The sequence below is a fragment of the Rhizobacter sp. Root1238 genome, from assembly GCF_001425825.1.
Lineage (GTDB): Bacteria > Pseudomonadota > Gammaproteobacteria > Burkholderiales > Burkholderiaceae_C > Rhizobacter.
The window spans coordinates 1-16872 of record NZ_LMDM01000034.1; the positions used below are offsets into that span (position 1 = coordinate 1).

The 16872-nt window shown below is 67.3% G+C and carries 15 protein-coding genes and 2 pseudogenes; 1 reads left to right on the forward strand and 16 read right to left on the reverse strand.

Annotated features, from left to right (window positions below; all coding sequences use genetic code 11):
- The 14 genes and pseudogenes from ASC98_RS21340 to ASC98_RS21400 all read right to left on the reverse strand — a co-directional run.
- Positions 1-746 (reverse strand): annotated as a pseudogene (locus ASC98_RS21340) (hypothetical protein); the annotation flags it as partial.
- 1 nt (position 747) lies between these two features.
- Positions 748-2749: pseudogene (locus ASC98_RS32425) on the reverse strand (RICIN domain-containing protein); the annotation flags it as partial.
- Between the two features lie 60 nt (positions 2750-2809).
- Positions 2810-3652, reverse strand: coding sequence for an alpha/beta fold hydrolase (locus ASC98_RS21350; RefSeq protein WP_056813998.1), 843 nt, complete (start codon positions 3650-3652; stop codon positions 2810-2812).
- A gap of 18 nt (positions 3653-3670) precedes the next feature.
- Positions 3671-5869, reverse strand: coding sequence for a 3-hydroxybutyrate oligomer hydrolase family protein (locus ASC98_RS21355; RefSeq protein ID WP_056814003.1), 2199 nt, complete (start codon positions 5867-5869; stop codon positions 3671-3673).
- Entirely contained in the window at positions 5866-6912 is a 1047-nt protein-coding gene (locus tag ASC98_RS21360; protein ID WP_056814025.1) for a branched-chain amino acid ABC transporter permease, read from the reverse strand. The genes ASC98_RS21355 and ASC98_RS21360 overlap by 4 nt, the downstream gene beginning before the upstream one ends.
- 8 nt (positions 6913-6920) lie before the next feature.
- Positions 6921-7916, reverse strand: coding sequence for a branched-chain amino acid ABC transporter permease (locus tag ASC98_RS21365; RefSeq protein ID WP_056814005.1), 996 nt, complete (start codon positions 7914-7916; stop codon positions 6921-6923).
- Entirely contained in the window at positions 7913-8641 is a 729-nt protein-coding gene (locus ASC98_RS21370; protein ID WP_056814008.1) for an ABC transporter ATP-binding protein, read from the reverse strand. The genes ASC98_RS21365 and ASC98_RS21370 overlap by 4 nt, the downstream gene beginning before the upstream one ends.
- A complete protein-coding gene (locus tag ASC98_RS21375) occupies positions 8638-9381 on the reverse strand; it encodes an ABC transporter ATP-binding protein (RefSeq protein ID WP_056814011.1) in 744 nt (247 codons plus the stop codon). The genes ASC98_RS21370 and ASC98_RS21375 overlap by 4 nt, the downstream gene beginning before the upstream one ends.
- Positions 9382-9397: 16 nt before the next feature.
- Complete coding sequence (locus ASC98_RS21380; RefSeq protein ID WP_056814015.1) at positions 9398-10837, reverse strand: PHB depolymerase family esterase; 1440 nt, start codon at positions 10835-10837, stop codon at positions 9398-9400.
- Positions 10838-10968: 131 nt separating this feature from the next.
- Complete coding sequence (locus ASC98_RS21385; RefSeq protein WP_056814027.1) at positions 10969-12150, reverse strand: substrate-binding domain-containing protein; 1182 nt, start codon at positions 12148-12150, stop codon at positions 10969-10971.
- Between the two features lie 223 nt (positions 12151-12373).
- Positions 12374-13273: a lytic transglycosylase domain-containing protein gene (locus tag ASC98_RS21390; RefSeq protein ID WP_056814018.1), complete on the reverse strand. Its 900-nt coding sequence runs from the start codon at positions 13271-13273 to the stop codon at positions 12374-12376.
- Positions 13274-13364: 91 nt separating this feature from the next.
- Positions 13365-14024, reverse strand: a complete 660-nt coding sequence (locus ASC98_RS21395) for a DUF6515 family protein (RefSeq protein ID WP_056814022.1) — start codon at positions 14022-14024, stop codon at positions 13365-13367.
- Positions 14025-14098: 74 nt separating this feature from the next.
- A complete protein-coding gene (locus ASC98_RS32430) occupies positions 14099-14206 on the reverse strand; it encodes a hypothetical protein (RefSeq protein ID WP_369820456.1) in 108 nt (35 codons plus the stop codon).
- Positions 14203-14529 (reverse strand): hypothetical protein, encoded by a 327-nt coding sequence (locus ASC98_RS21400; protein WP_056820468.1) that lies wholly within the window; start codon positions 14527-14529, stop codon positions 14203-14205. The genes ASC98_RS32430 and ASC98_RS21400 overlap by 4 nt, the downstream gene beginning before the upstream one ends.
- Before the next feature lie 241 nt (positions 14530-14770).
- Here ASC98_RS21400 and ASC98_RS30730 point away from each other — a divergent pair, with 241 nt between their 5' ends.
- Complete coding sequence (locus ASC98_RS30730; RefSeq protein ID WP_157598008.1) at positions 14771-14908, forward strand: hypothetical protein; 138 nt, start codon at positions 14771-14773, stop codon at positions 14906-14908.
- A 734-nt stretch (positions 14909-15642) separates the two neighbouring features.
- Here ASC98_RS30730 and ASC98_RS30735 read toward each other — a convergent pair.
- Both ASC98_RS30735 and ASC98_RS30740 read right to left on the reverse strand, forming a co-directional pair.
- The gene (locus ASC98_RS30735; protein ID WP_235581345.1) at positions 15643-16182 is read right to left on the reverse strand and encodes a hypothetical protein; all 540 of its coding nucleotides are present in this window, start codon (positions 16180-16182) and stop codon (positions 15643-15645) included.
- Between the two features lie 209 nt (positions 16183-16391).
- Positions 16392-16730, reverse strand: coding sequence for a hypothetical protein (locus ASC98_RS30740; RefSeq protein WP_157598007.1), 339 nt, complete (start codon positions 16728-16730; stop codon positions 16392-16394).
- Positions 16731-16872 lie beyond the last annotated feature (142 nt).

Sequence of the window (16872 nt, forward strand, 5' to 3'; positions counted from 1 at the left end):
CCGACGTCGTTGAGCCAGGCCTGCGCACGCTCGCGCAGCTCGGGCGTCAGGTGGCTCCAGTCGCCGTAGACGCCGTTCGGGTTCTGGTTGGCCTTCAGGAAGTCGCTGACGCGCTTGACGACCTTGATCGGGTTCGAGCCGTCGTCGCCCTGGGTCTCGAACAGGCCCTGCGCCTGGCCGGCGTCCGGCGTCCAGATGTCCAGCGGGCTCTCGATCGGCAGCCAGGCGCTCCAGTCCGGCAGCTGCAGCGGGATCGGCATCTCGCGGGTGTTCAGCACCTTGCCGGCGCTCGGGTCCATCGCGGCATCGAGCTCGGCCTGCGTCACCGCGGCGGTGCTGGTCGCGGCCTTGGCGGTGAACACGTTGACGAAGGACTTCGCGTCCGGCAGCACCGCGTCGAGGCCGGCACCGGCCGCCCATTCGACGGTYGGCTTGCTGTCCAGGCCGGGGCCCGGCTGGTACGGCGGGTTCCAYGGCGTGGCTTGCGCGACATGCGGCACCTTGGCGTACAGCGCGGCACGCAGGTACGCCGCGATCTGCCTGCCCTGCGCCTCGCTCAGCCCGTGGAAGCGCGAGCGCTGCACGATCGAGTTGTTCGAGAAGTTGAAGTACTGCAGGTCGCGGCCATCGCTCGCATGGCACGACGAACACGCGGCGCGGATCTTCGCGTTGACGATCGGCGACTTCAGCAGCAGGTTCTGCGCGTTCCACAAGGCCTGGCCGCCGCCGCTCATGCCCGGCGCGCCNGCTGCACGATCGAGTTGTTCGAGAAGTTGAAGTACTGCAGGTCGCGGCCATCGCTCGCATGGCACGACGAACACGCGGCGCGGATCTTCGCGTTGACGATCGGCGACTTCAGCAGCAGGTTCTGCGCGTTCCACAAGGCCTTGCCCTGGTCGGCATCGGCGGTCCAGGTGCGGCCCGCTTCCTTCTCGGCCTGGATGTCGGCCCACTGGCGCGGCTGCGCGGCCGTCAGGTTCCTGCCGGCGGCGTCCTGGATCTGCACATCGAGGATGCGGTAGCCGTTGGAACTGCCGTCGGTACCGTTGAAGCGGAACTCGATGCGGTTGCTGGCCGGTGAGGCCACCAGGCGCGCCCGCGCGGTCGCGTCCAGCGGCACGCGGAAGCGGATGGTCAGCAGCCCGCCGTTGACGCCGCCGTGCGCGCGCTCGACCTCGTCGAGCTGCACCGCGCCGTCGCTGATGTCGATCCACGGCGCGTTGCTGCCGTTCGGTCCGCCGACGATGCGCAGGCTGCCGGCGATCTTCGTCAGCGGCTTCGCCAGCGCCTCGAACTCCGGCGAGTTGTAGAAGCCGCAGCGGTGGCAGCGCACCACCAGCTGGCTTGCGGTGCCGAGGACCGACGCGTCGAGCGCGAGCTGGGCCGGCACGACCGTGGGCGCATCGGGTGCGCCGGCGCCGAGCACTTCGAGCGGCAGCGTCAGCGTGGGGGCTGGCGACGGGGCCGGTGCAGGTGACGGCGCCGGAGCGGGCGACGGTGCGGGGCTCGGGGCCGGCGCAGGACTCGGTGCAGGGGAAGGTGCCGGGGCCGGGCTGGGTGCCGGAGCGGGGGCGGGAGCGGGAGCGGGAGAAGGTGCCGGCGCGGGGGCTGGCGCGGGCGCGGGCGCCGGTGCCTGCGCATCGGTCGCCAGCAACTGCCAGCGCTGGTTGTCGTTGTTGCCGCAGTCCCATTGCTGGATGCGGCCGCCGGCCAAGGTGCTGAAGTCCTTCACGTCCAGGCACTTGCCGGTGTGCTTCGCCGCGATGCGAAGGCTGTCGCCGACCGGCATCACGCTGAAGCGCTGGTTGGCGCCGCCGCCGTAGCTCCACTGCTGGACCAGCGCGCCGTTGGCGGTCGAGATGTCGCTGACGTCGAGCCCGCGGCCGCTGTTGATGTTGATGAACGCATAGCTGCCGTCGTCGACCGCGCGCACTTCGAAGCGCTGGCTGGCCGACGTGCTGCAGGCGGCCTGCAGCGTCTTCGCACCGTCGGCGGCGGAAGCGCCTTCAATGTCGAGGCACAGCGCCGACTGCAGCCCGCGCAGCGTGTACTGGCCGATCGCCAACGCACCGCGCACGCTGCCGCTGCGCGGGAACAGCAAGAACTGCTGCGCCGCATCGGCCGTGCTGCAACCGGCCTGCTGCAGCTGCGCGCCGTCGGTGGTCGAGCGACCAGCGATCGTCACGCACTTGCCGCTGGCCGCGCTGACGAAGCGGAAGCGGTTGCCCTGCGCACGCCACGGGCGGAAGCGCTGCGCGTTGGTGTCGTTGTTGGTCCACTGGTGGAAGGCCGCGCCGTCGGCACCCGAGCTGCCGGACAGGTCGAACACCTGGCTCGTGCCGGCGTTCACCAGCTTGACGTTGCCTCCAGCCTGCGTCGTCACGTCGAAGGCCTGCGTCAGCGCGTCGCCGCAGGTGCCCTGCTGGATGCGGCCGCCATCGGGCATCGACGGCACGGCATCGACGCACTTGCCGCTCTGGGCGTTGACGAGCACATAGCGGCCGGGCGCGAGCGTCACTGCCGCGTCGGCGACGGCCTCGGCCGTTTCACGGTTCAGCGCGGCATCGGGTGCCGGCCCGGCCGACGGATTGCCACCGCCGCAGGCGGCCAGCAGCAGCGAGACGGCCAGCGCGGCCGCAGTGGGCGTGGCGTGCAGCGTCGAATGAAGGGGGCGCATGGATGTCCGTCTCCGATTCTGGTGCGCGGCGGCAGATCGACAGATCTGTCGCGCGAGTGAAACCGGTTCCATTCTTCCGCGCCGCCGTCCCGACAGGCATCGCAATTGGCAAGCGTGTGAAAGCAGGCGTAATCAAGGCGCCATCAAGAACCGCTCCACCACCGTCAACTGCTCAGGCACGTTCAACGCCGGTGCATGCCCACACCCTGGCACCGTCACCACCTGCGCGCGCGGCCCGCGCTGGCGCATCTGCTCGGCGACCTCGGGCAGCAGCAGGTCCGAGCTCTCGCCGCGCAGGCACAGCACCGGCAAGCTCAGCGTGTCCCACGCGTCCCACAGCCCGTAGTCGTCGTCGTGGTGGGTGAACTGCATCACCATCGCCGGGTCGTAGTGCGGCGTCACGCGGCCGTCGGGCAGGCGGCGCGTCGAGGTCTCGGTCAGGCGCCGCCACTGGCCGTCGCTCAGCCAGCCGTAGGGCTGGTAGATCTTGCGGAAGTACTGCTCCAGCTCGCTGACCGTCTCGAACGCCGCCGGCCGCCCCGCATAGCCGCGGATGCGCGCGATCGCCGCCTCCGCGAGCTCCGGCCCGTTGTCGTTCAGCACGAGCTTGCGGATGCGGCCGCGCAACGGCCCGGCCGCGGCCAGCGTGCCGATCGCGCCACCCATCGACGTGCCCAGCCAATGGAACTCGTGCAAGCCGAGCTGGTCGACCAGCGCGACCGCCTGCTGCACATAGAACGCCAGGCAGTACTCGCGCTCCGGGTCGCGGCTCCACTCGCTCAGGCCGCGGCCCAGCGTGTCCGGGCAGATCACCCGGAAACGCGGCGACAGGTGCGCCGCCACCTCGTCCATGTCGCGGCAGGTGCGCGCGAGGCCGTGCCACGCGATCACCGTCTCGGCCCGGCCCGCGCCCCACTCGGTGTAGTGGAGCTCGCGGCCCTCGCAGGCCAGGTAGTGCGACGTGAACGAGACCACGGCTCTTCGGCTTGAACGTCAGTTCGGGATCGCGACCGACGTGCCGGCGAAGCCGATCTGGTCGGCCACCAGCGGCGCGGCGCTGAGCGTCGGCACGTTGGCCGCGGTGATCGCCGGCGCCGCGCCCGGCAGCCCGCCGCGCGGCGTCGCACGCACCACCTGGCTCAGCGGCAGCGCGGCGCCGGTCTTCAGGTGCGCGTACATCGCGTCCATCGCCCGGTTGAAGTACACATGCAGCGGCACGAAGCGGGTGTCGAAGCCGCTCAGCGACAGGAAGCCGTCGAAGTGCTGCGCATTCGTCACCTCGATGTAGCCCAGCCTGCTCGCCGCGGCCTCCACCGTCTTGTTGAACGCCACATAGGCCCGCGCGTTGTTGTTGACCGGCACCAGCGCATCGCTGCGACCCGCCACCACCAGCGCCGGCTTCGCGCGCAGGTTGCCGTTGACCAGCACCTCGGCCATGCCGGCCTGCACCGCGGCGGCCTGCGCGGCGGTCGGGCGGGTCGACGTGGCAGTGGCCGTCAGCGCCGCACCGGTCTCGTCGACGCCGGTCACCAGCGCACGTTGGCACAGCGCGTTGTCGAGCCCGAAGTCCTGCACGCCGGTCGACACCGACACCGCGGCCGCCCACTGCTTCGCACCGCCGACGGAATCGTTGTAGACCACGCTGGCCGGCGCGCCGTTGGCGGTGCCGTTGCCGATCGCGAAGCTCTGCGCCTTGCTCGCCACCGCCACGGCAATCGGGTTGCCGCTCGCATCCACCTGCGCGAAGCTGGTGCCGCAGACGTTGTCGAGCACCGAGAAGCGGCCGTACATCACCGGGTACATCGCCGACAGGATCGGCCCGTTGCCGAGCGCATAGTGCGCGTTGTGCATCGTGTCGTTGTCGGTCGTCCAGCCGTAGGCGCGCAGCTTGTTCAGCGCGTCCAGCGACTGCGCCGCGGTGTCGGCACCGGTCACCAGGCCCTTGGCCGCGAGGCCGGTGCAGCGGGCGGTGGCGCGCGCGGTCTGCGCCGTCAGCCCGATGTAGTTGAAGAACGAGGTCTCGGTCAGCGCCGCCTCCGCCGCCAGCGCGGCACACGGCTGGTAGAGGTTGCCGTAGGTCGTGAAGTCGCCCAGCGTCTTGCCATACGCCGCCACCGCCGCACCGCCGAACTGGATGCCGTAGCCGCTGCGCGTCGGCATCTCGGTCACCGGCTCGCCGGCCACCACGCCGTCGATCAGGCCGGTGCTGTCGGCTTCGGCTGCGCGGATCACCGCGGCACCGCCGTTCGACACCGAGCCGGCGATCACGATGGTGTTGGCTGCCGTGAACGGCACCGGCGCGGCTGCGTTGCCATAGCGGTCGTTCAGCGCATACAGCGCATACGCGGCCGCGGCCAGCGTGTCGTTGCCCCAGTCCTTCTCCGGGTTCAGCTGCGAGTGCACCTGCTTCAGCGCGAGCCGGTTCGGGGTCAGTGCGTTGTACGCAGCGCGCGCGGCGTCGGTCACCGCGGCGGCGAAGAAGTTCAGTGCACCGGCCGCGTTGCGCGTTGCGCGCGTGCCGTCGATGCGGTTCACCGTGTCGTCCGTCAGGTCGTACAGCCCCATGCCCTTGCCGGCATCGGTCAGCGCGACCGCACAGCCGTGCTTCAGGCCCCATTCGGCCGACGTCGCGATCGCGCCATACACGCCGCGCGAACCGGACGACGGACCGAGCACGACGCACGGCGCCGCGGTGCTGAAGCTGTCGGGGATCTGCACCGCAATCGCGACGCGCTTGGTGCCGGCCGCGTTGTCGAGCACCGCGACGTACTCGCGGCCCGGGATCAGGCCCTCGTTCGTCGTCACGGTGCCCGCCGCATCGACGTTCGGGCCGTACAGCGTGCCGTAGCCGCCGGCCGCCGTCACGTCGACCAGTCCGCGGTAGTCGCTGAAGAGTGCATTGCGGCGCAGCTCGGCGGCGGTCGGGTTCAGCGGGTCGGCGTAGGTGGGCGCGGCCGCGCCGAGCCCGGTCTTGCCGAGCCCGCCGGTCAGCAGGTCCTGCGTGGCCGCGGTGCTGCCGCTGCCGGCGGTGGTGGCCGGGTAGGTGGTGACCGTGAGCTGGCTGACGTTCGCCGGCAGCGCGTTGACCGGCAGCGGCGTGTCGTCGTCGCTGCCGCAGCCGGCCAGCGCGAGCGCCGACAGGCCGAGCGCGGCCAGCGTGGAGGGGTTGAGCGAATGGAGTCTGGACTTCATGGTGTCTCCTTCTGTTGTTGGACGGGCTGCCTCGTCCGCTGCGCGCGCAGCCGCCCCACGATCCCGTTCGGGAAGTGGTAGACCGACAGCACGAAGAGGACGCCGAGCCACAGCAGCCAGCGCTCGGGCGAGATCAGGGTGGAGAGCAGCGGCACGCCACCGACCAGCGGCGCCGCGAGCGCCATCAGGTTCTGCAGCTGGCTCTGCGCCAGCACGAACAGCAGGCTGCCGATGACGGCGCCGTACACCGTGCCCATGCCGCCGATCACGACGATCAGCAGCACGTCGAGCATGATCTCGAAGCTCAGCGACGTGTCCGGCCCGTTGTAGCGCAGCCAGAGCGCGAGCAGGCAGCCGGCGAGCGTAGCGAACAGCGCCGACAGCACGTTCGACAGCGTGCAGTACACCACCGTGCGGTAGCCGATCGCCTCGGCTCGGAAGTCGTTCTCGCGGATCGCCTGCAGCACGCGGCCGAACGGCGAGTTGACGATGCGCAGCATCGCGAGCACCAGCACGAGTGCCGCGCCGAACAGCAAGTAGTAGCTCGCGCGCCGGTCGCTCAATGCCTCCGGCAGCCGGAAGCTCAGACCGTCTTCGCCGCCGGTCCAGTCCGACAGCTGCGACGCGAGCGTCAGGAAGGCCGAGGCCACCGCCAGCGTGATCATCGCGAAGAAGATCGCCTTCACGCGCAGGCTGAACAGCCCGATCAGCAGCGACAGCAGCAGCGACACCGCGAGCGCCGCCGCGACGCCCACCGCCAGCGCGAGCCAGCCCGGGCCGAGCCGCGTGCTGGCGATCGCGAGGCCGTAGGCGCCGATGCCGAAGAACATCGTGTGCGCGAAGCTGACGATGCCGGTGTAGCCGAGCAGCAGGTCGAAGCTCGCGACCAGCACGATGAACACCATCACCTTGGCCGCGACGTTCATCGCCTGCGTGCCGGGGAACACGAACGGCGTCAGCGCGAGGCCGAGCACCACGGCGGCCAGCAGCACCGCCAGCGCACGGCTGCGCGGCAGGTCGTGCGACAGCAGCCGATCCAGCAGGCGCGCGCTCATCGCGAACTCACCGGGTACAGCCCGCGCGGGCGCCACAGCAGCACCGCGACCATCAGCCCGATGTTCGAGAACAGCGCGACCTTCGGCCACAGGAAGCCGGTGTAGTTGGCCAGCAGACCGACCAGCAGCGCGCCGACGAAGCAGCCGAGCGTCGAGCCGAGCCCGCCGATGATGATCACGATGAAGATCAGCACGTTCAGCTGCGCGCCGATCTGCGACACCACGCCCTGCTGGTACAGCGCCCACAGCGAGCCGCCGAGGCCGGCCAGCGCCGAGCCGGCGACGAACACGCCGACGAACAGCGTGCGCACCGGATAGCCGAGGCTCTCGACCATCTCGCGGTCCTGCACGCCGGCGCGCACCAGCAGGCCGAGCCTGGTGCGGTTCAACGTGTACAGCATCGCGGCCAGCACGACCGCGCCGAGCCCGGTGGCCAGCAGCCGGAATTTCTCGACCGACGCATCGCCGAGCGCGAGCACGCCGCGCAGCGCCTGCGGCAGCGACAGCGGGACCAGCGCCGGGCCCCAGATCGCCTTGATCAGCTCCTCGCCGATGATCATGCCGCCCATAGTGATCAGGATCTGCTTCAGGTGCTGGCCGTAGACCGGGCGCACCAGCACGCGCTCGAAGGCCCAGCCGAGCGCGGCGGCCAGCGCCGTCGCGGCCAGCATCGCCGGCAACAGCGCGGCCAGGTTGAGCCACAGGCTGTCGGCGCCGGTCCAGTCGGCCAGCCCGCCGAGCACGCTGGTCGCGATGAAGGCACCGAACGCGATGAACACGCCGTGGCCGAAGTTCAGCACGTCCATCAGCCCGAACACCAGCGTCAGGCCGGACGCGACGATGAAGACGATCATCCCCATCGCGAGGCCGGCGACGGTCAGCGTCAGCCAGGTCGACGACGAGCCGACCAACGGCCAGGCAGCGAGTGCGAGCAGCGGCACCAGCGCGATCGGCAGCAGGTCAAACGACGCGCGGGGCAGCGTGGCGCTCATTGATGAACCCCCAGCGACAGGCCGAGCAGGCGCTGCTGCAGCGCGTCGTCGTCGGCCAGCTCGGCCATCGCGCCGCGGTGCACGATGCGGCCGCCGTCCATCACCGCGACGCGGTCGCCGAGCGCGCGCGCCATCGCGAAGTTCTGCTCCACCAGCAGGATCGTCGTGTTCGTCGCCTTCATCTCGCGCAGCGCGACAATCAGGTTCTGCACGATGGCCGGCGCGAGGCCCTTGCTCGGCTCGTCGATCAGCAGCAGTCGGCGCGGCTCGATCATCGCGCGGGCGATCGCGAGCATCTGCTTCTGCCCGCCCGACAGCGCGCCGGCCGGATGCAGCCAGAACGTGCGCAGCGCGGGGAACAGGCCGCACAGCCAGTCGAGCCGCTGCGTGTCGATGTCGTCCAGCGAACGGGCGCCGCGCGCGGCCAGCAGCAGGTTCTCGCGCACCGTCAGGTCGCCGAAGATGCCCATGTTCTCCGGCACGTAGGCGATGCCGCGCTGCGCGATGCGCGGCGTGCCGAGGCGGGTGATGTCGTCGCCGTCGAACACGATGCGGCCGGCCGAGGCCGTCCACAGGCCCATCGCGGTGCGCAGCGTCGTCGTCTTGCCGGCGCCGTTGCGGCCGAGCAGCATCGTCACCTGGCCGGCCGGCACGTCGAGGTCGACGCCTTGCAGGATGTGGTACGCGCCGATGTGCGTGTGCACGTCCTCAAGCAAGAGCGTCATGCCGCAAGCCCCAGGTAGGCCTGCTGCACGATCGGCGACGCGATCACGATGTCGGGCTCGCCGTCGGCGACGAGCTGGCCGTTGTGCAGCACGACGATGCGGTCGGCCAGTTCGCGCACCACGTCCATCTTGTGCTCGACCAGCAGGATCGCGCAGTCGCGCCGGGCCTTCAGCGCGCGGATCAGGTCGAGCACCACCGGCACCTCGTCGACGCTCATGCCGGCGGTCGGCTCGTCGAACATGAAGACCGTAGGCTCCAGCGCCATCAGCATCGCGACCTCCAGCTTGCGCTGGTCGCCATGCGGCAGGCTGCCGGCGAGGCTGTCGGCCCGATCGGCCAGTCGGACCTGTTCGAGCAGTTCCTGCGTGCGGTCGAGCGCGTCGCGGTGGTCGCGCCACACCGACCACAGGTTCAAGCCGAAGCGCGCGCGCGACTGCACGACCAGCCGCACGTTCTCGCGCACCGGCAGGCCGGGGAACAGCTGCGTCAGCTGGAAGGCGCGGCCGATGCCGCGGTGCGTGCGCGCGGCCGGGCCCTCGGCGGTGATGTCGACGCCATTCAGGCGCACGCGGCCGGCACTGGCGCGCAGCTGGCCCGAGACCAGGTTGAAGTAGGTCGTCTTGCCGGCGCCGTTCGGGCCGACGATCGCGGTCAGCGTGCCGCGCTCGAACGTGCAGCTGACGCGGTCGACCGCGACGTGGCCGCCGAAGCGGATGGTGAGGTCCTGGGTTTCAAGCATCCGTGGAGGATCCGGCTCAGGGGCAGATGCCGATCACGTAGAAGTTCGTGCCGGTCATCTTCAGCGTCGTCGTGACGAACACATTCCACAGCCCCATGTTCTGGTTCGACCCATTGGCCAGCGCATAGCCGCCGACCACATGCGCCCGATTGGCCGCGACGTGCGCATAGTTGCTCGCGGTGGTGCAGGTGGCGGCCGGCGGCGCGCCCGTGGTGGTGCCGGTGGCCGCGGCGGACGACGGCCCTTCGGCACCGCCGGCGTCGACCGCCTTCACCGTCCACGAGTAGGTGGTGCCGGAGGCGAGCCCGGTGTCGGTGTAGCTGGTGCCCGCGACCACGCTCGCGTTGACCTTGCTGCCGCCGCGGTACACGTTGTAGCCGCTCGCGCCGCTGACGCTGCCCCAGCTGACGACCATGCTGCTGGCGGTCGCGCCCGAGGTGCCGACGCCGGTGGGTGCCGGCAGCCCCGACGGCGCCGAGCCGCTCGCCAGCGTTGCCATCATCGCGCGCACCGCGGCCATCTGCGGGCCGGACTTCTTCGCGTAGTTCGCGCTGTCGTACCCCCACCAGTCCCAGCAGCTGTTGGTGGCCTGCGTGCTGGTCTGCGGGTACAGAACGACCATGTTGTTCGTGTCGGCCCAGCGGTTGTAGCCGGTGTTGCGCACGTACTGCTGGCCGACCAGCGTGGTGTTCTGCTGGCAGCCGTGGAACACCACGTGCAGCTTGCACACCGCACCCGCGCTGCAGCTTTGCGGCACGTAGACCCAGCCGGTGGTCGCCATGCCGTGGCCGCTGACGAACGCGGTCTGGTCGAACTCGGTGAACGTGCCCGACAGCGTGCCGTTGTTGCGCGGGTTCAGCGGGCCGTGCAACTGCTTCAGGATCTCGCCGGCGAGGTCGAAATCGCAGTCGTTGATGTACGGCGACGCGGTGGTGCCGCAGCTGCTGCCGTAGTCGTCGGTGATCATCGCGTGGCCCGACGCGATCGTGTTCTTGTAGACGATGTTCGCGGCCGGCATGAAGCCCTGGTAGTAGGTCTTCAGGTCGTTCATCACCGCGGGCTTGACGGTGTTGTCCGAGGTGCCGGAGTAGAGGTAGACCTTCGATGCGGCGAGGTTGCCGACCGGGTCGATCAGCCCGCTCGCGGCCCAGCTGTTGGTGGTGCTGACGAGGCTGCTGACCGGGATCGTGCTGGCGTGCGTCATGCAGCGGCCGGTCGCGTTGACGATCGAGCCTTCGGCGCAGTAATACGGCCCGCCGGCAACGATGCCGGCGCCGCGCTGGAAGGTGACCGAGTACGCGACGTGCATCTGCACCGCCATGAAGCCGCCGGACGACAGGCCGGACACGCTGACCTCCGCGGGGTCGATCTGCAGCTGCGGGAGCGGGGTGGCGTGAGCCGTCGCCGCGGCGATCAACGCTGCGTTTGCAAGGACCCAACGGAACATGCTTTTCATTTGTCTTGTCTCCTTGTATTGCCGTTCGCCCTGAGCCTGTCGAAGGGTTGCCGGAGTGGACTGGGCCCTTCGGCGGGCTCAGGGGAGGGCTTCGACAAGCTCAGCCCGAACGGATGAAGCGAGGCATCGGCTCAACGCTTGTTGCGGATCGGCACGTCCATCTCTTCGGGTTTGATCTCGCGGACCAGCTCGGGCACGCCCCACGCGAACGCCGGGTCGGCCTTGATGCGGAAGTGGTACATGCTCTGCATCGCCTGGTGGTCCTCCTTGCGGAACACCATGCGACCCTTCGGCGTCTCGAAGGCCATGCCTTCCATCGCGGCGATGAGCTTGTCGGTGGCGGTCGCGCCCTGCGTCTTCTTCAGCGCCTCGACGACCGCGATCGCCGCGCTCATGCCGCCGGCGGTGAAGAAGTCCGGTGGCGCCTTGAACTGCTTGTAGTGGTTCGCGACCAGCCACTCATTGACCGGGTTCTTCGGGATGCCGAAGTAGTAGTACGTGGCGCCTTCCATGCCGGGGAAGTTCTTGTACGCGGCCATCGCCGGCAGGATGTTGCCGCCGGTCGCGATCTCGATGCCGTGGCGCTTCAGGTCGAGGTCGGCGATCTTGAACGGGTTGCCGGCACCGGCCCACAGGATCCAGATGATCTTGCGGCCGGGCTGGTCGCGCAGCTTGTCGATCAGCCGCTGCGCGCCGGCGGTGAAATCGGTGGTGCTGGTCGGCAGGTACTCGCCGTCGATCAGCTTTGCCTTCTTGATCGACTCCTTGAAGGCCTTCACGCCATCTCGCCCGAATGCGTAGTCCTGCGCCAGCGTGGTGATCGTGACGCCCGGCTTGTCGAGCGCGACCGCATTGGCGATCGCATCCTGCGAGCTGTTGCGGCCGGTGCGGAAGATGTAGCGGTTCCACTTGTCGCCGGTGATCGAATCGGCGACCGCCGGCTCGACCAGCAAGACCTTCTTGTATTCCTCGGCCACCGGCAGCAACGCGAGCGCGACGCCCGACGACGACGGGCCGACCGCGATGTCGGCCTTGTCGTCGCCATAGGCGGCGGCGAGCTGGCTCTTGCCGATGTCGGGCTTGCCCTGGTCGTCGCGTTCGATCACCACGAGCTTGCGGCCGGCCACCGTCATCGTGCCGCCGGTCGCGTAGTCGAGCCCCATCATGAAGCCGGTCTGCGTCTGCTTTCCGTAGGCCTCCAGCGGGCCGGTCTTGCTGTAGACGTGGGCGATGCGGATGTCCTGGGCCTGCGCCGGCGCGCCGGTGCCGGCGAAGCCAAGGCCGGCCACGGCAAGGCAGGCCAGCAGCGCCATCGGGCGCTGTCGGGTCGCGGTCATGCTGTCTCCTGTTTTATTGGAATGGTGGTGCGCGTGCACCAGCACAGCGCAAGCGACGTGCCAATCGTGCACTGCGAAGCGCAAGCCCTTGATCGACAAGGACTTGGCGTGACGGGCTTCGGGTTGTCCCCGAGGCGCAGACAGGGCGGCGTGAATGAAATGCGGACAGTGCGGACTGTCCGGCCGGCAGGCAGAGTGCCTAGAACTTGCGCATCACCGCGAGCTGCGGCGAGGCTTCGGTGACCGTCGTGTCGAACGGGTGCGTCAGCATGCGCGACGACTTCAGGATGCGGCTCACGTAGCCCAGCGTCTCGGCATATGGCGGAACGCCGCGGTAGCGGTTCACCGCGCCCTCGCCGGCGTTGTAGGCGGCGGCCACCAGCGTCACGTCGCCTCGGTAGTAGGCGAGCAGCCAGCGGATGTACGCGAGCCCGCCGCGGATATTCTGCGCCGGATCGAACGGCCGCTTCACGTTGAAGCGGGCCGCGGTCTCCGGGATCAGCTGCATCAGGCCCTGCGCGTTCTTCGGCGACTGCGCGACCACGTCGAAGTTCGACTCGACCTGGATGAACGCGAGCGCGAGCTGCGGGTCGACGCGGTACTCCGGCGCGATGGTCTTCACGAGGTCGACGATGTACTTCGGGCCGTTGCTGCGCAGCTCGGCGGCGGGTGTGGCGGCCGCGGGCGTGGCCTGCACCGCAGCGGCGACCACGGGTGCCGGTGGGCGCATGCAATCGGGAATGTCGGTGCCGGGCTGGCCAACGCGTTCGAGCATGCGCACCGCCTGCGGCAGGCCCTGCTCGGCGGCGGCGTGGAAGAAGAACGACGCGGTCGCGTCGTTGCGTTCAATGCCGCGGCCGTTGGCGTACATCCACGCGAGGTTGTATTGAGATTCGGCATCGCCCTGGCGCGCAGCCTGGCAGTAGAGCTGCGCGGCGCGCGCCGGATCGCGCGGCACGCCTTCGCCATTCTCGTAGGCGACGGCTTCCTCGCGCGCCAGGCGGACCAGCAGGTCATCCGACGCGGGCGGCTCGGCCTGTTGCGCCCACGCCGTGCCGGCGAGGCCACAGAGCAGCAGCAGGAGGAGGGGCAGGCGCATCGGTCGGGCGAGAGAGGGGGGAGCCGAAACTTAACGGCCCCGCTGCCTGCCCACAACCGCCCAGCCGAGGGGGTCGTGCCCCCGGGCTACGTCATCTGACGGTGTAGCCGCGGCCGTCCATGCAGGCGGCCACCGCGCGCTGGAAGACGGAGGCATCGGCCATCGCCGCGGGCTGCGTGGTCGCCCAGCGGTTGCACTCCTGGCGATCGGCCTCGGTCTGCGCCGGGCTCTGGCCGTTGCGCGGGTAGAGGATCGGGTCGGGTTCCGGCTTCGGCGGCGGCGGGGGTGGCGTGGGCTGTGCCACGTCGGCCCCGGGCGGCGGCTCGACGACGGCGTAGCCGCCCGGCGCGGTCGAATAGTAGGCACCGTTCGCGTAGTAGTACGGTGCGCCGCCGATGTAGAGCGTGGTGTAGGCCGGTGGCAGCAGCGGCACGACGATGCCGATCGGCGGCGCGATCACGACGTAGCGCGGGCCGTACGGGCGGAACCAGACGCCGCCCTGGTAGAAGTAGCTGCCACCGTGGAACCCGATGCTGATGCTGCCGCCCGGCAGCGCCGCCGCGACGTAGCCACGCGACGGGTAGTAGTGGTCGTGGTGGTAGCGGTTGTCGAACTGCCAGTGGGGGGAGCGGTAGCCGGGCACCGGGCCCGGCCGGCCGGGGCCGTGGCGCTCCTGGGCCTGGGATACGCCTGCAACAGCTGCCAGCGCGATGAGGGTGGCGGTCATCACGAATTGCTGAATGGTTGCCATGTCAGGTCTCCTGGATGGGGCCATCGTCGCTAGTGAGCGTATCGGCCGGGTTGCAGGTGTGCAAAGAAACGTGGTCAGCGCGAGAAGAACGCCCAACATGAACTCGTCGTCAACACGGGCGAGTCGAGAGAGTCTCGCCCACTTGGATGACCGGCCGCGTTGTAGGTGTAGCTCGTCGTCACGGCCGCCTTAGTGAGCGTCGCGAGCCGGCCGCGCAGGTGTACGTCGCGGTGTAGCCCGTGCCGTCCGAGGCGCTGTCGGTGGTCGTGTTGCCCGCGCTGTCATAAGCGAAGCTGCTCGCCGGGTTCGTGATGCTGATGACTCGGTTGCTCGTCGGCTCGACGCTGTACGTGCTCAGGCTGCCGTTCAGGCTGATGCCGGTGCGGTGACCGTTGGCGTCATAGCCGATGCCCCAGCTCGCCGCGTTCGTCATGATGCTGGTGAGCCGGCTGTTCTCGTCATACCCGAACGCCTGGTCCAGTGCCGGCTGCGCCGTGCCGTCCACGCTCAGGTGCGTGAGCTCACGATGCGGCTCGCCTCGACGTAGCGCAGGTCGCGCAGCACCTCGCCCAGCGGGTATTCGAGAGAGCAAGCCGGCCTTTCTACTTCTATCTCGGAAGCAGGTCTGCTTCCAAACTCAAATCGCTGCATACACAGACAACGGAAGCCCCGTAAGAAGGACTGATCCTGACAAGGATCAGTCCTTCGTTCCGAAGTCGATCCATGGTCCGCTGAAGAAACACGGATTGATCGATATCGACATCAAAGGCAAACGCCACGTCCTCCACAGTCAACTGCTCGCCCTTGGATACGTCGATGCTGAGGATTGTGTTTCCTTCCCGGAAATCGCCGACCCGAAGCCGGTCGACAGCATGCATGACTAGACAGTATTGGCGTCCATCGCTTGTTTCTACAGGAAGCAGCAGCCTCTTGTCGTTGCAGAGCAGAAGCCCACGCACCAAGCCATCATGGAGAGGCGGTTTCAAGACAGTGCCATCCGGCGAGAGGTCAATTCCGTGCATGGTCAACTTTCTCCAAGTGGATTTCCGGGGTCGCCTTCTTTCGGAGGTCGTCCATCGCCGCGATTCTCGCTCGTCGGAGGCTCGCCTCCTTCAGGTCGTCCCCAATCATGCAATGGGGCTTTCCAAGACCTTTGTGACCGTGATTCCAATCAGTATCCGTCTCTGGGCAGCCGTCGGCACCGTAGAGACGCGTTTGTCTCGCCCGGCATTCCTGTTGAGGCAGGTCACTTCGCTTCCCGGCTTCCCTCTAAACGGGTTCGATATCGACGTCGCAAAGATCAAATCATTGAGCCACTCGCCAGTCGCTCGGCCTCCCCATGCGCCCAACCGTCCGCCGATGAGCGCGCCATGATCCCCGCCTCCTGCAGGAAACACCACTTCGCCAGCAGCCGCACTCCCAAATTCGCCCGCCCCAACCGCCAATGATTGCGCCCGCATCGCCAAGCGGGCTCGATCCGTTCGGATCAACGTAGCTGACTGGATTCCCACGCGATGACGTCCCGGCAACCACTTTGCATCCCATGCACGCTTACCTCTCAGCAACTCCTTTTCGCCATTTAATTTCCATCGAGGTATTTGACTTGAGGTCTACGCGATCAGAACGAAGAGTCAGGATTGAATTCTTTTCGAGCTTTGGTTACCTCAAAAAATCGACCGACCTCGCCTTCTTCATACTGAGAGAATCTGGCCGTCTCAAGCAATTGAAGCGACTGCAAAACGTTAAGTGACCGATCCACAGGCACAACCCCAAATAGTTCGATATGCCGGAGCATTTTCAACTCCGATAGTGGCGCCAATGAGTCAATCTCAAGAATCCTATTTGCAACATCCCAGGATGGCGGAGTTGCCAAAGAAACCACATCTAAGGACTGCAGGTTACGCAATGGATCAATATTACTGATCTTCCGCAAATTTGCAATACTCAAATATTTTAAGTTCTTCAGATTGGCGAGGAAATTCAAACTATCTTCCGGCAAAGAGGCAATGACCAACTCCTCCAGATTTTCCATCTGAGATATGGCACTAAAGCTTTTATACCTGCAATTCCAAACACGTAATCTACGAACCAATAGCGGCCGCTCTACGAGTGGAAAATCTCGCGATGCGTCCTTAAGCAGATCAAGCGTTTGGTTCATGTCTATTTCCTAGCCGCAATAATCGCCAGCATCGCTGCTAGCCTGACGATCACTAGAATGTGACGAACCGCCGGCCGCAAGTGGAAATCCCGTGCGAAGCATCGTGAATTCGGCCATCTGCATCGTGTGGCCACGGTGTTCCACCTTGCTTTTCCCAATCGCCAATAATCTCTTTGGAGCGATGTCTTTCCATGGCTTGAAAAACACCTCTAGCTAACCGGTCTAATTAATTTCCTGACACTTTCCGCACGGAGTTCGGCATCTTTTCTCTCAGCGTCGCCAAACCGCTCGCGAAAGAGTTGTATCGCCGTGTTGATTTCCATCTCGGTGCGATTCATTTCGACCGAGTGAGGTACAGCTGCGGACGCAATGTGCTCACCAGAGACAAGGAACCACGCATACGCATCACGGTTGTCTGATTTCCGCGCGCCTACGCGGTACATGGCGATGGGATCTCCGTCGATTGCTGCCTTAAAGATTGAGTCTTCAGCAACGATGGACGTAGGTTCATTCTTCATCAATACCACATATGCAGCGATCGGAAGCATGATCGATATCGCGCCAAACATTAATACCAACCTTTGCCTCAAGTTAGTCATCTAATTGAATAACTTCGCCTTACTCGTGCAGTTCTGCGCCGCATATATCGCCCTTGTTTTCATATACAGCGAAAATACTGACGCGCCTTGG